A 13,363-nucleotide genomic window follows, 5' to 3' on the forward strand; every position below is an offset into this window, starting at 1 on the left:
TGGAGCCGTTTCTTATCGTGCAAAGGTACAATGGCAGCCTGTCTGCCCTGACAAGGTCGAGTCCTGCGGATGGAGAGAAGAATCTCCACCGCAGGACTTTTCTTTTTCAAGGTGATATTGCCATTTTCAATATTCGTGCGGTCGTATTCATCTCTCCCAACCTTGCAGGGCTGGGCTGCCGTAGAGAGTATAGGCACGACAAGAATACGGCATACTCAGGCTCTTTGGACGCAAGGCGTAACAACCAACAACAGATAGGACTGACGATAATACGGACAATCTGTTGTTTGTACAATTTGTTGTCATGACTATCTGTTGTCAAAACTATATATCGTCAAAATAATCTATCGATAAAACTATATATCGACACTTCGATATCTCGATTTGTCGAACTATCGAATTATCGATAAAACAACAAAATAATAAAAGGAACGAGCCGGCACCTCATCTCATTACCGCAATAACACAGACGGATTTCCTTTGGTCTTTTCTCTTGTTTTCTCTCTATTTCCCTGCTTATCCTCATTTCTTGCAGCGGTGGTTCCGAGGGTTTACTTTTGCACTTGATAAGTACGGCAATGGACTGCATAACAGTTTGTTTTCCGAGTAACAATAAAGTAATCAAAATAAAATTAAGGCAATGAAACTCATTATCATCGACCGCAAAGCGTGGGAGCGACACCGCTCCGAATTTGCAGACTTTATCCACAGTATCGAACAACTCATCGGCAATCCGCCCGAAACGGACGAATGGCTTGACAACGAAGCCGTGTGCAAGCGTTTGGGCATCAGCAAGCGTACCCTGCAATCATACAGAGATACGGGAAAAATCCCTTTCTCAATGATTGGACATAAGTGCTATTACAAGGAGAGCGACATCACGGAATTACTGAACGCAAACAATGAATGAATTATGTCGGAGAATGAAATCATTACGCAGGAAGACCCTCAGATGCAGATGTTTGCACAACTGATGGAGGGCATCTTAAAGAAACTGGAGCGTTATTGCGCTACCGCCCGTCCGATGCTGGGCGGAGAGGTTTACCTCACTGGCGAGGAGGTTTGTAGCCAATTACGGCTCAGCACACGCACGCTCCAAGAGTACAGAAACTTAGGAACGCTTCCTTTCTACAAAATCGGAGGGAAGATACTATACAAGCAGAGCGACATACAGACAATGCTTGAAAGGCATTATAATCCAATACCGCAAACAGGTAAGTTATGAGTTAAGTTAAGACATCAGTCGCGACTTAAGTCAAATGGTCAGTTATGACTTTGGTCAAGAAATTAGTTTCGACCTAAGTCAAAATTAACTTTAGTCAAAAATATGTCAGCTCATAAAGTCAGTAAGTCAAGAAATTAGTCTAAACTTATCTCTTGACTTACTTCTTGAACTTTGAACTCTCGTCTATTAAAAGCACCCCAGAAAGGTTACTTTATGGAACATAACAAACTATCTCTTTCTTTATACTGGCAAGGTGTGTCTTTGTACCACAAACCGCCGTTTGTCCCACAAAGACCCTTGCCCCGAAGGGGGGATTAAATCACTCCAAAGTCGTGATTAGAAAGCAATGAAAAAGCAGAAACAAAAGAAGCCAGACGGCAGATGTGCCACCTGCCCAAGATGGGACAGATGGCACATCAGGATACCTAATTCTGAAGACCAGCAGAAGCTTATCAGACTCTACCGCAAGTCGGGAGCAAAAACGAAAAGTGATTTTGTTCGAGCAAGACTTTTAGGTGAAGCCTTTAAGGTCATCACAGAAGACCCATCAAGGGAGTCTTACTTAGAGAAACTCTCAAAAATTGTAGCCTTGACACATAAGATAGGCGTGCTATACAATGAAGCCGTGAAAATCCTCAATGCGTATCATTCTGTCGCCACTGCTCAACGAATGCTGGATAAACTCGAAACCTATTCCCAAACTCTCATCAGATTGCAACAACAAGTCGTGCAATTGACAGAATTGTTTGAGAGAAGACAGAACTGAAGGCTGATAAATCATAATTTAGTGATGCCTGACCGTTCATTAAAAGCGGCAGGAGTTCGTCACGCTGCTTAGATAATTGTTGTATTTCTTCTTGTAGTTTGACCATCTGTGCAAAGATGGGAGATATTCGTTTCTCGAATTTGTCTACAATGTCTTTGTTATCAGGAATGGCGATTGTACTTTGCTGTAGATGGTCTTGCGTAATATGCCCCATCGTTGTTTTTCTCGCTTCTGCCATTTTCTTGAAGACATCCACGTAATTCAAAAGTTGAAAGTAGTAAAATGACTTTGGGAAGTCATTAGCAGATGTAACCTTAAAGATGTGCTGATTAAGTCCGCCAAGACCACAAGCCCAAAGCATAACTTCCAATGATGCTGACCATGAAAACAGCACATCGCCATTGTATACCTTTACCGATTCGGGTATATTAGGCGAGACTTCTTCTGTATCAGAAGATATGCCATCGTGCATTTCCCGTATTTTGATAACAGGCAATGGTACTTCGCCATCTTTCGGTCTGAACTTCTGGCAAGCTAAGCCATTGGTAAATGTTGCAATCTCAAAGAGATTTCCACAATGCCATTCCTCTGGTATTTCACGCTTCAACTTCTCATTCCACACCATCTTTTCACCGCTACTTTTGTACGGCTTGCCCTCAGTGTTGGGAAAGTCGAACTGCACAAACCAATAATCGTAAAGCTGCTTTGCTATCGCTTCTAAATTATGATTTAATCTTTCTATGTTCTCCGAAGTTTTCGTTATTATGGTATGTCTCCAAAATAATAATTAGATGAAAGAGAAAATAATAGAGAACATTCTTGCCGAGATGTCTAATATTTTGGATACAAGGCAACAAACAAGATTGCGAGAAGTATTGAAAACCACCTTTGAACAAGTGGTAATGATGCCAGCTGAAAGTGAAGAGCAACAACGAGAGCAAGCTAATGGAGAACTACTGCAAGCCTTTATTTCTGCTAAGAAAATAGAGGGTTGTTCAGATAAAACGTTGTGCTATTACCAATCGTCCATAGAAGCCTTGTTGAGAAGTGAACAAAAACGAATAGGTGAACTCGAAACAAACGACATTCGCTCCTATCTTGCTCGCTATCAAGAAGAACGCGGCTCAAGCAGAGTTACGATAGACAACCTGAGACGCATATTTTCCAGCTTCTTTGCGTGGATGGAGGATGAAGACTATATTGCTAAAAGCCCTGTACGCCGTATTCACAAAGTGCGTACTGAAAGCCTTGTCAAAGAAGTAATAAGCGATGAACACATGGAGGTGTTGCGTGATACCTGCCATGAAATCAGAGACTTGGCCATGATAGATTTGTTGGCGTCCACAGGTATGCGTGTAGGCGAATTGGTAAAGATGAACCGTGAAGATATAGACTTTCACGAACGGCAATGCGTTGTATTTGGCAAAGGCAACAAGGAACGGGAAGTTTATTTTAATGCACGAACAAAAATACATCTCAAACGGTATCTTGAAAGTCGAACGGACAAGAATCCTGCTCTGTTTGTATCTTTGTCCTTGCCCCACAATAGGCTGACAATAGGAGGAGTAGAAACACGTTTGCGGCAACTTGGTAAGCGATCAGGACTGAACAAGGTGCATCCGCACAAGTTTCGTCGTACCTTAGCAACTATGGCTATTGACAAAGGTATGCCCATTGAACAGGTACAACGGCTATTGGGGCATGTAAAGATTGATACCACATTGCATTACGCTATGGTAAATCAAGCAAATGTAAAAATGGCACACCGCAAGTATATAGGCTGATAATAGCCATTTTATCTTTGATTTCTTCGTCATTTTGCTTTGTGAACTGTATCTTTGCAGTAAAATAGGAGCAAAAATGAAGTTATCGGATATAGCAACATTCGTAGAAGATAAGATTAGTAGTAACAGCATTTCATTAGCAGATTATGTTACTACAGACTCTCTTTTGCCTAATAAAGAAGGAAAAACCTTTGCAACAAACCTTCCCCCCGTAGTATGTTCGCTAACACATTATCGAGAAGGTGATGTATTGGTGGCTAACATACGTCCCTATCTGAAGAAAGTATGGCTTGCGAATAAAGAAGGAGGAGCTTCGACTGATGTTCTTGTCTTCAGAGTGAAAGAAAGTAACAAGAGTTCTTTCTTATATGCCGTCTTGCTACAAGATAGATTTTTTGAATATGCGATGAAAGGTGTAAAAGGGAGCAAAATGCCACGTGGTGATAAAGAGCAGATAATGAGATATGAATTACCGACATTCTCTCCTCAAGAGCAAGAGAATATCGGTAATATCATTATTAGAATTACGAAAAAAATGCAGCTTAATCGTTCGCTAAATCATAATTTACCGACACTTGACCGTTCATCAGGAGTGGCAACAGATCGTTGCGCAGCTTAGTAAAGTTTTCTATCTTTTGCTCATTAGCTATATATTGTTGAATTATAGGTTTAACGGTCTTGTTGAAAAGAGATAAAGTCTCTCTTGAAGGATAAACTAATTCCATTTTACATAGGTCTATTGGGCTAAGATTTGCTTGTGCTGCTCCGTTTGCAAGATTTACACAATAATGATTTCCTTCATCCGATGCAAGAAATTGATAAAAGTATTCTGAGAATAGTCCATCGCAGCAAAAAACACCAACACGTTGATTAAGTAGGAGATCCTCACTTGTTACTCGGCAAACCCTTCCACAATTCCCAGTTAGGGATATTAGCCTATCCCCTTTTTGAAGAATACACCATTTCTTTATGTCCTTAGGTAGGGTCTCGATACACTCACAAGTACTGATGTTCAAATATCCATCTTGAACATTCTTTATTGTAATAATCTTGAACATTCCCTCAGAAGAGTATGATCCAGACTTAAAAGCGTACCCAGATTTTATTTCAAGCTCTCTATTCAGAGGAGCCACTTCCCAACCATCGGGTATATCTCGCTTGAACTTCTCATTCCACACCATCTTGCTACCACTACTTTTGTAGGGCTGGCCATTCTCATCTGGAAAGTCGAACTGCACAAACCAATAGTCGTAGAGTTGCTTTGCCATCGCCTCTAAATTATGATTTAGCGAACGATTGATTTCGATTTTGCAGTCAATATCAAATAAGAATTTTCCTATTTTCTTTTGCTCCGCCAAAGAAGGTATCCATACGGTGCAATCTTTTATTTTATCAGGTGAGGTATGTCTAATTTTGGTTTGTTGGGCGGCTGCACTTAGTTGTCGTTTCACCATATCAGAAGATATGAGATAATAGGCAAACCTTTTATCAAGGAGTTCTTCTTTGCAGGTAATTTTGGCTATATCCTGACTTTGAATATATTTCCCGCTTTCAGGAATCCATGCGGTAGAACCAAGCAAACCTATAGCTTGTTCGGTTAGTGGAGTTATCAAATCTCCCTTTTCAAGTAGAAATTCCTCCTTGAACTCTCCTGTATAAAAAAGATTGCCCTTAGAGGTGTTCTCCTTAAAACAGTTGTTGTGGTAGTCAAAGTTACCACATGTCAGGCGAATGTATTTGCCAGATGCTGTGTAGAAATCACCGCAAAGACTCGCCCCTCTCGACACCTCTATCAATTCTCCGAGTTTATATTTCTTCATTGTCGTTTAGATTAAAAGGGAAGCCCGTCATCAGAAATCGCCATAGGCATATTATTAACTGGTGGATAATTGGATTTATAGAAATTAAGGAGAAATAAACCAACAGTGGTTGTTGCATTGACGACAAAGTAAGCATACACTGCATCTTCAATCATTAAATCTCCATCTGTTTTTCCATGAAATTCCGTCTTATCGCTACGTAAATCCTCTATTGCTTTCCCTGCATTTATTAGAGAACTAGCTAAAGTCTTTATCTCTTTTGGGAAGTTTCCATTACTTTGCAATCCGAATGCCTTGCATATATTCCCAATGAGTTTTGTCAGGGTCTCTTTTTCGCTCCATGTTACATTTATTCTTGAATCCTTTAGAATTTCCTTAATAATGCTTTCAAGGGCAGAATTTGCTAATCCGATAGCGAGGCTTGGATCTATCTCTACATTTCTAAATGCTTTTTCAAATGTTAGGCTTGCTGTTTCATAACTAGACTTTAATTCATTTTTGAAAGTTGGTATGCTTGGGATATAATCAGGAGTTTCTATCCCCAAATCAATTGCAATCTTCAGTAATGTTTCGCCATCGATATTATGGAGTGTTTTTGCTGCATCTATTTTCTTTTTTGCCTCATCTCTATAATAAAACTGGAAGTTCTCCCAGAAATTATTCCAACCCCGTTCTTCTTGATGCCATTTGCTTAAATACGTTTCAACATTTTCATAACTTCTGAATTGCTCAAATAAACAGGTACTTATCTTTTGAACTATATCCATTTGATATTTTGGAGAGATACTTTGGTTCATAGCAATTTCTTTAATTCATCAATACTTGGTAAGGCTCTACGCAGTTTCTCAGGCATTTCTGCTGATGTCTTATAGGTTGCCACTCCCATAGGCTTGTCATATTGGCGCACCATGTATTCAGCGTAGTTCTTGTTAGCACTTCGACAAAGCACAATGCCAATAGTAGGATTTTCGTGTGGTTTGCGTATCTTGTCATCGGCAATGGCAAGATAGGCATTGAGCTGTCCAAGATAGGAGGTTTTGAACTCTCCTGTTTTCAATTCGATTACAACCAAAGCATTGAGTTCTCGATTAAAGAATACGAGGTCGGGGAAATGCTCCACGCCATATATCTCCATACGATATTGATTGCCTACAAACGCAAAGTCGTACCCAAAGGTCATAATAAACTTCTTGATATTGTGGATGATTTGCTGTTCCACCACACGCTCGTCTATATCCGCTACATCACGTTCTCCTATTTCCTCAATATTGATGAAGTTTAGCAGATACTCATCCTTAAACGCCATAACCGCCTTACGTGCCAAATCTCCTTTACTGATAGTGGCTGTAAAGTTGTTAGGTATGTCGGACTGATGGTGGTAGTCGTCGTTAGCCATCGCCTTCTTCAGAGTTTCCACAGACATGTGTTCCTCGGCACAGCGATGGATATAGTACGAACGTTCATCAAACGACTTAACTTTGGCAAGAATACGTGAGTGATGGGTGAATGGAACCTTGAAAAAATCATCTATTGGAAAACCTGCCGAATTTGTGAATTGCAATTCACGAATTGGCAACTGGAAATCTTCGGTATTATCTAAATCGTGAATCGCAATTAACGATTTATCCTTTTCTTTTTCGGCTTCCACTGATGTAGCATCCAATTCTTTCCATTCTTCATAGAAGATACGCATCAGTTTAAGACTATCTGCTGAATATCCTCGCAGTCCTGGCAGTAATTGGCGCAATCGGGTACTTATAGCCTCCAATGCACCGGTCCCCCAAACTCCTTGTCGTGTGTTAGCCGAAACATATTTGCCCACACTGAAATAGGTTGCTAACTGAATGCGATTAACACCTTTGGCTGCTTCATACTGTCCTTGCAGAATAGCGTTCTTTATGGTTTCAGCCGCAATTTCGTATGCTTGTGATATATGATGTTGCTCCATAAGCTAATTTACTCGTTAAATTTCAAGCTATCAAGCTGGCGCATGATTTCTGTTTCAAGTCTGTGGCTTTCGGCAAACTGCTCGGTAAGCGTCTGACGGAAAGAAGCCATACGAGCTTTGAATTCTTCTTCGGTAATATCCACATAGTCAATCTTGATGTCAAAATACTGACCTGCGGAGAAACTATATCCTTTTTCTCTAATCTCGTCAAATGAAGGTGTAACAGAGAAATCCTCCACAGCTTCTTTGTTACGGAAAGTTTCTACAATTTTCTCTATTTCCTCGGCACGTAATCTTGTTTTCTGTATGCCATTGTCCTTGATGGTCTCTCCCAGTTTGCTTGCATCTATCAATACGGGCTTATCCACACCTGATTTGTCGATGAAGACAACACTTACATTTGTACCAGTATTGGCAAAAATATTGCTTGGCATACTCACGACACCACGCAAAATAGATTTTTCTCCATCTACCAAATGCTTGCGAATCTTGTGAGCAATACCACTCTTGGCAGTGACGAAACCTGTAGGAACGACAATAGCCGCCTTGCCATCATCTTCCAGGCTGAAAAGCAAGTGCTGGAAGAAACAGAGATAAATCTCCATGCCTGCCTTGTTTTTATTTGGAATATTAGGAATCCCTGCAAAGAAACGGCCCTTGTAGATGTCGTTCTTCAAGTCGCTGTGATAGTCGGAGAAATCCAGCTTGAAAGGAGGATTGCTGACAATATAGTTAAACTTGCGCAAAGAGCCATCCTCTTTCTTGTGAAACGGATGCTTTAATGTGTTGCCCTGTATGACATGTGTGAGCGAGTGGCTCATGCTGTTAAGTATCAGGTTCAGCATCATCATCGTAGAAGACTTGTCGCTGATGTCCTGTGTGTAAACCGTACAGTTCTGCTCGCCAATAGCATGAGCCAAGGCAATAACCAGTGTACCCGTACCTGCCGAGGGGTCATAGCAGGTAACGCTCTTCACATCTTCAGATGGGTCAACAAGCAGTTTTGCCATGATGGCGGCAATGGCATGGGGCGTGTAGTATTCTGCATAGTTGCCTCCGCCATTGGCATTGTAATCCTTGATGAGATACTCGAATATGGTGGAGAAGAAATCATATCCTGCCTCAAAAGCATTTTCAAAGGAGAAACTTGCCACATCACCTATCAGCGAACGGCAGAAAGCATTTTTCTTGATGGTTCCACCAGATACCACGTCTGAGATGGGCTTCATGATGGATATTCTTGTTTCATCCTCATTGAGAATATAGAATATCTCCTTATTCTCATTTGCAATACTTTCCAAGGTAGAATCAAACAGTTCCGCGAACTTGTCCTCATTCTGTCTTTTGGCGAGGAATGGTATCAAATGCTCTTTCTTCAGAATGATAGTATCCAACATGCTGTCGCACATTTCCTCGTATTCATCTTCGGTCATAGCATCCAAAGCCGCAAAGAAATCATCAGCCGTTGCCAAATCAGGCTTTTCTTTCTTTGCCTCGTAAATAAACTTGTCGTTGAGGAACTTATAAAGGAACGTTTCTACGATGACTACATACTCGTTGCCACTTCCTGCCAAGCCGTTATTGGTTGTAGTACTCTTCAATCCGTCAATAAGAGCATACGTTTGCTGTTTTATTTCTTCTATATTGCCCATGTTTTTATCTTGTTACTTGGTATTCTCTGTTGATGACCTCACTTACATATTTCCGCACTTCACGATCGGTGTTGATTTGCCCTTCTTTGAAATGGCGTGTAACGTATGTAAGTATGTTTCTCTTGAAGTAAGCGGGTACTTCAAGTATTGCCTGATTATGGAAATACACATCATCCACATCCTCCTTGATGGCAAGGAGGATAACGGTCATTTTCTCTTTTTCTTCTGTCCAAGCATAATTACGAGGCGATGTCTTATGCTCAATCTCTTCCTTGTCTTTTTCTTTCAGGCGTTTCTCTACTCGCACGAACTTTGTATCACCATTATATTTAATGGCTTCCAAAGCATCACGCTCGTTCAATCGCTTGATGCGCTTCAGAATATCATTGACATTCTGAACTTTATCGTGCATATTGAACTCTTCTTGTGATTCCATTTCCTTCCTGCGGAAAAGTCGGAGAAACTCTTCCAAAATGGAGCGGTATTCAGGGTCTTCGGTATCCATACATGCTTGCAACTGCCTACGTGCATGCTCTACCGACTGCCTGTATTGCTCCTGTATCTCCAACTCTCCCTCTCCCCGTTTCTCAAAGGAGAACTCGATGTTCTCTAAAGCCACGTTAAGAAGTTGGCGAGTATTGGATTTCTCGTCAGCATTATCAATAAAGCCCAGCAAGTCGAAACGATTTCGGGCAGCTTTTATTAAGTTATGGATGTCACTAATTTCAACGACTGCCTCTGCCTCAGAACCTTGTGCGGTAAGCATATTCTGCAAGCTGCGCATATCTTCAAGTGAACGCACAATGCTGCGGACCACTTCTCGGTCGTCCTCCATGTTGAGTTGTCGGGAGAATATCTCAGGATTCCCTAACTCATAGGGGGCAAGCACTTTTCTTGCCGCATCAACTCTTGATTTGGCTTCCTCCATAGTTACAAGAAGCCGATCGGTATGCTTGAGGTTGTCTTTCCCTACTTCATGCTCAAGCTCCTCTTGGTATTCTCGGTTGGTCTTGCTGTATTCCTCCTCTATGTTGGCAAAGTCCACCACATAGCCATACTTCATTTCTTTGTAAGGTCGATTGACACGGGTCAGCGTCTGGAGCAGGTTGTGCTCCTTAACCATACGGTGCAGGTAGAGCTTCTTTAGACGAGGTGCATCAAAACCCGTTTGAAGCATTTGAAACACGATAAGCAAATCTATCTTACCGTCTTTGAAAAGTTCTATCCACTTTGCTCTTGTTTCCTTGTCAAAGCTGTCATAGGTTATCAGTGCCGCACGATAGCAGCCTTTTCTGCAAGGGGTCTTCTTGGCCTCCATCTCTCCTGCGCTAATACTGCGATATACCGTTGCTCCATCCTCGTCCCTTTCATTGTCAAGTTCGGTTTCATCAGCATACTTTTCAAGGAAAAGCCTGTACATCATTTGCGCTTGCTCCTTGCTGTTGCATACCACCATACCACCCAAAGTGTTGTCTTCGTTTTTGACACGAAACTGCTGCAAATCATTTATCACATAGTCAAGGAGTGGCTGAACGTATGTTCTGTGTGCATACACATCGCTTTCTTTCACGCTATGTGACTTTACGCGGATGCTGTTCAAAGCCTCTTGCAACCTGATTTTATAATTGGAGCCTATATCTTCACGTATCAGGCGACGCGTATAGCCGTCCGCAATGGAGGCATTGTAGAAATAAGTGTGTATGTAATCTCCAAAAATGTCCTTCGTGTTGTATTCCTTGCTGATGATGGGTGTACCCGTCAAAGCTATTTTCACAGCATTGCTGTCGCTGGATATAAGATTTTTCAGAAAACATCCATCAGGACTGTAATTGCGGTGCGCCTCATCAATGAAGTAAATGCGCTGCACAGGGACATTATAGGCGTTCTTTGGCAAAGCCTTTGAGTCGTTGGAAAACTTTTGTATATTCACGACGGTTATCTCTGGCTTGCCCTCTCTGTTCTGTGTGGTCAGTCCACTGCTGATAATCTTTGCGAAATCATCTTTTGTTTGCACCGAATTGACTTTGAGCCCCCTATATGAAAACTCTCTTTGGGCTTGTATCATCAAGTCCAAACGGTCAACAATGAAAAAGAATTGGGGAACAATCCTTTTCGAGGAATAATAGTCCGTCAGATACTTTACGTTGTAAAAAGACAAGGCAGTCTTGCCACTTCCTTGCGTGTGCCAAATAATACCCTTTGTCTTTCCAACTTCCAAATGGCGTTCAATGGCTTTGGTCGCAAACAGTTGCGGATAGCGCATAATATGCTTTTGGAGTCCATTTGTATAATCCACATAGGCTATGCCGTATTTCAGTAGAAAGTGGAAGCGATTGAAAGAGAACAGACTGTCGCACATACGCTTGGTTGGGGTATTGGCAAGGCAATTTGTTTTGTACTCACTGCTGTTCTTGTATTGAGGCACATTGCTATCACGCAACAGGATTTCCTCCTCTTGCAGGGTCACTTGCCGAATATGCCGTTCTATGGGGAAACTATCCTGTCCTTCCTCACGGAAACAGTTGTATTTGGTGTTTTTCTTACCGATTGTGGCATAAAAAGCACCGATAGTTGGAGTTACCTCGTTGTTGTCGTATTCCATATCGTTGCTGAATACCATAATTTGGGTAAGGTTAAGAAAACGCCTGTATTTGGGATTTACGAAGCGTTGTTTCATACGGTCGGTTTCCGCCAGTATTCCTTTGTGATTGTTTTCTTTCTTTACTTCGATAAAAGCCAAAGGTAACCCATTAACAAAAAGCGTAATGTCTGGGCGATAGTTGTCATTATCCTTATCGCCACATGTCATTTCAGTAGTTACTTGGAAAGTATTGTTCTTGTAGAAATTTGCAGGTGAGGACAAATCTATGATTCTCTCGCCTGTATTAAGCAGGATTTCATTATAGAATTGTCGTCCCAAATCGTCATTCATTAGTGAAGACTGTATCTTTGCAAGTAGCTTTCCTGCCGCTTCGTTTTCTACATTTGGATTGAGCTTATTATAGGCTTCCGTGAAATAGCCTGTCAGAATATTCGTGAGAGGGTCAAACTCCGTCTTAGGAGCAATGACATACTTTGTTTTCAGGCCTTTAAGAGAAACATACTTGAATCCCATACCCATAAGGTGCATAAGAGTTGGAAATTTTACTCTGCTGTCTTCGCAGAAAGCTGACTTTGATATTTTTTCTTCCATACCTGCTTACTTATTATCGACAATTAAGTCCTTGATATTCACGGATAGATATTCTGCTATTTTATTCAGCAAGTCCAAGGAGGGCTGTTTGCGATTGCTACAATACGCATTGATTGTGCTGAAACTTTTACCCAAATCCTTTGCCAATTGCGTTTGGGAAACTTCTTTTTCCACAAGCACGAGTTTTATTCTGTTCAGTTTCATCTTCCGAGCCTTTGATTAACAATTATCAAGTGCAAAGATAACAATTCTATTTCACTAAACCGCTCGTTTTGTGCTATATTTATGGCTGTATGCTATCTTTTTAACCGTTTGTAGTTATTGGAAAGTAAAAAATATGGAGCAAAAAGTTTTTTTCTTCAATTCTTATAGCTTTTCATAGGAAAATGATTATCTCTGCATCAGAAGATTAAGTGTTCTTTGAAGCATTGCAGAATAAAGAGAGGGAAAGAAACTCGCTCGTTTCCAACTCGTAACCCATTTACCCTTTATTCATTCTTATTTTGTTGATTATCTGAAAGATACAAATTTATTGAATCTTTTCCTCGCATAGTCAGTTGCGATAAGCATTTTCGCCTTTTCCTCTCGTTCGCTCAGCGGTTCGCGTCCTAAGACCGTGGCATTGCCCGTCTTGGCAAACTCCATCAATCGTTTGATGAAGTCCTCCTGTTCAGGCGTTGGCGGAATGTTATGTAGTATCTCGTTTTTCTCTGGTCGGTCGATACCGATATCCTTAGCTGTACGAAAATCGCAAATCTCCGCATAAAATCGGATTGATGAGAGTTAATGATTTGGTATTGAGTAGATAAAATATATCTACTCGGCTAAGGGGAACGGATAAGAAACGAGCGAGGTACTTCCTGCTTCCTGATTTTGCAACTTTACAAATATCCCTTAATTCTTACTCACAAAGGCACTGATTATCCGATGAAAAATGACTGAAATCAAAGAAAATCGTTGCTTCAGTCAAATATT

The 13,363-nt window shown here is 41.1% G+C and carries 13 protein-coding genes and 1 pseudogene; 6 read left to right on the plus strand and 8 right to left on the minus strand.

From position 1 onward, the window contains the following. The first annotated feature begins 17 nt into the window (after window positions 1–17). The 4 genes from JT26_RS10560 to JT26_RS00280 all read left to right on the plus strand — a co-directional run bounded on the left by JT26_RS10560 (window position 18) and on the right by JT26_RS00280 (window position 1,991). A complete protein-coding gene (locus tag JT26_RS10560) occupies window positions 18–308 on the plus strand; it encodes a hypothetical protein (RefSeq protein ID WP_152566948.1) in 291 nt (96 codons plus the stop codon). Window positions 309–640: 332 nt separating this feature from the next. Further along, window positions 641–910: a helix-turn-helix domain-containing protein gene (locus tag JT26_RS00270; RefSeq protein WP_004351356.1), complete on the plus strand. Its 270-nt coding sequence runs from the start codon at window positions 641–643 to the stop codon at window positions 908–910. 3 nt (window positions 911–913) lie between these two features. Next, on the plus strand, window positions 914–1,225 hold the full coding sequence (locus tag JT26_RS00275; RefSeq protein ID WP_036844509.1) for a helix-turn-helix domain-containing protein: 312 nt from the start codon (window positions 914–916) through the stop codon (window positions 1,223–1,225). Between the two features lie 346 nt (window positions 1,226–1,571). Then, window positions 1,572–1,991, plus strand: coding sequence for a hypothetical protein (locus JT26_RS00280; protein WP_036844512.1), 420 nt, complete (start codon window positions 1,572–1,574; stop codon window positions 1,989–1,991). On the opposite strand, the gene JT26_RS00285 is transcribed toward JT26_RS00280, so the two are convergent. After that, on the minus strand, window positions 1,933–2,616 hold the full coding sequence (locus tag JT26_RS00285; RefSeq protein ID WP_235299992.1) for a restriction endonuclease subunit S: 684 nt from the start codon (window positions 2,614–2,616) through the stop codon (window positions 1,933–1,935). The two genes, JT26_RS00280 and JT26_RS00285, sit on opposite strands and share 59 nt — an antisense overlap. A 166-nt stretch (window positions 2,617–2,782) precedes the next feature. On the opposite strand from JT26_RS00285, the gene xerA reads away from it, so the two are divergent. Beyond that, entirely contained in the window at window positions 2,783–3,775 is a 993-nt protein-coding gene (gene xerA, locus JT26_RS00290; protein WP_036844516.1) for a site-specific tyrosine recombinase/integron integrase, read from the plus strand. Between the two features lie 76 nt (window positions 3,776–3,851). After that, complete coding sequence (locus JT26_RS00295) at window positions 3,852–4,394, plus strand: restriction endonuclease subunit S (RefSeq protein ID WP_036844519.1); 543 nt, start codon at window positions 3,852–3,854, stop codon at window positions 4,392–4,394. Here the strand turns inward: JT26_RS00295 and JT26_RS00300 are convergent. The 7 genes and pseudogenes from JT26_RS00300 to JT26_RS10960 form a co-directional block, all read right to left on the minus strand. Next, complete coding sequence (locus JT26_RS00300; protein ID WP_036844522.1) at window positions 4,318–5,595, minus strand: restriction endonuclease subunit S; 1,278 nt, start codon at window positions 5,593–5,595, stop codon at window positions 4,318–4,320. The genes JT26_RS00295 and JT26_RS00300 overlap by 77 nt on opposite strands. Window positions 5,596–5,606: 11 nt before the next feature. Beyond that, window positions 5,607–6,392: an abortive infection family protein gene (locus JT26_RS00305; protein ID WP_036844525.1), complete on the minus strand. Its 786-nt coding sequence runs from the start codon at window positions 6,390–6,392 to the stop codon at window positions 5,607–5,609. Continuing rightward, a complete protein-coding gene (locus JT26_RS00310) occupies window positions 6,389–7,543 on the minus strand; it encodes a YhcG family protein (RefSeq protein WP_036844527.1) in 1,155 nt (384 codons plus the stop codon). Before JT26_RS00310 ends, JT26_RS00305 begins: the two co-directional genes overlap by 4 nt. Before the next feature lie 8 nt (window positions 7,544–7,551). Further along, on the minus strand, window positions 7,552–9,195 hold the full coding sequence (locus JT26_RS00315; RefSeq protein WP_081966343.1) for an N-6 DNA methylase: 1,644 nt from the start codon (window positions 9,193–9,195) through the stop codon (window positions 7,552–7,554). A 4-nt stretch (window positions 9,196–9,199) separates the two neighbouring features. Next, window positions 9,200–12,388, minus strand: coding sequence for a DEAD/DEAH box helicase family protein (locus tag JT26_RS00320; RefSeq protein WP_036844530.1), 3,189 nt, complete (start codon window positions 12,386–12,388; stop codon window positions 9,200–9,202). Window positions 12,389–12,394: 6 nt separating this feature from the next. After that, window positions 12,395–12,592, minus strand: a complete 198-nt coding sequence (locus JT26_RS00325; protein WP_028900462.1) for a helix-turn-helix transcriptional regulator — start codon at window positions 12,590–12,592, stop codon at window positions 12,395–12,397. A gap of 306 nt (window positions 12,593–12,898) precedes the next feature. Continuing rightward, a pseudogene (locus JT26_RS10960) lies at window positions 12,899–13,156 on the minus strand (helicase); the annotation flags it as partial. Between the last annotated feature and the right edge of the window lie 207 nt (window positions 13,157–13,363).

It is taken from the genome of Porphyromonas sp. COT-108 OH1349 (assembly GCF_000768755.1).
Taxonomy (GTDB): Bacteria; Bacteroidota; Bacteroidia; order Bacteroidales; family Porphyromonadaceae; genus Porphyromonas_A; species Porphyromonas_A canoris.

Excerpts from the sequence above, each read along its gene's own strand:
- JT26_RS00270 (WP_004351356.1), top strand. The coding sequence starts at position 641 with ATGAAACTCATTATCATCGACCGCAAAGCGTGGGAGCGACACCGCTCC.
- JT26_RS00275 (WP_036844509.1), top strand. The coding sequence starts at position 914 with ATGTCGGAGAATGAAATCATTACGCAGGAAGACCCTCAGATGCAGATG.
- JT26_RS00280 (WP_036844512.1), top strand. The coding sequence starts at position 1,572 with ATGAAAAAGCAGAAACAAAAGAAGCCAGACGGCAGATGTGCCACCTGC.
- JT26_RS00285 (WP_235299992.1), bottom strand. The coding sequence starts at position 2,616 with ATGGTGTGGAATGAGAAGTTGAAGCGTGAAATACCAGAGGAATGGCAT.
- xerA (WP_036844516.1), top strand. The coding sequence starts at position 2,783 with ATGAAAGAGAAAATAATAGAGAACATTCTTGCCGAGATGTCTAATATT.
- JT26_RS00295 (WP_036844519.1), top strand. The coding sequence starts at position 3,852 with ATGAAGTTATCGGATATAGCAACATTCGTAGAAGATAAGATTAGTAGT.
- JT26_RS00300 (WP_036844522.1), bottom strand. The coding sequence starts at position 5,595 with ATGAAGAAATATAAACTCGGAGAATTGATAGAGGTGTCGAGAGGGGCG.
- JT26_RS00305 (WP_036844525.1), bottom strand. The coding sequence starts at position 6,392 with ATGAACCAAAGTATCTCTCCAAAATATCAAATGGATATAGTTCAAAAG.
- JT26_RS00310 (WP_036844527.1), bottom strand. The coding sequence starts at position 7,543 with ATGGAGCAACATCATATATCACAAGCATACGAAATTGCGGCTGAAACC.
- JT26_RS00315 (WP_081966343.1), bottom strand. The coding sequence starts at position 9,195 with ATGGGCAATATAGAAGAAATAAAACAGCAAACGTATGCTCTTATTGAC.
- JT26_RS00320 (WP_036844530.1), bottom strand. The coding sequence starts at position 12,388 with ATGGAAGAAAAAATATCAAAGTCAGCTTTCTGCGAAGACAGCAGAGTA.
- JT26_RS00325 (WP_028900462.1), bottom strand. The coding sequence starts at position 12,592 with ATGAAACTGAACAGAATAAAACTCGTGCTTGTGGAAAAAGAAGTTTCC.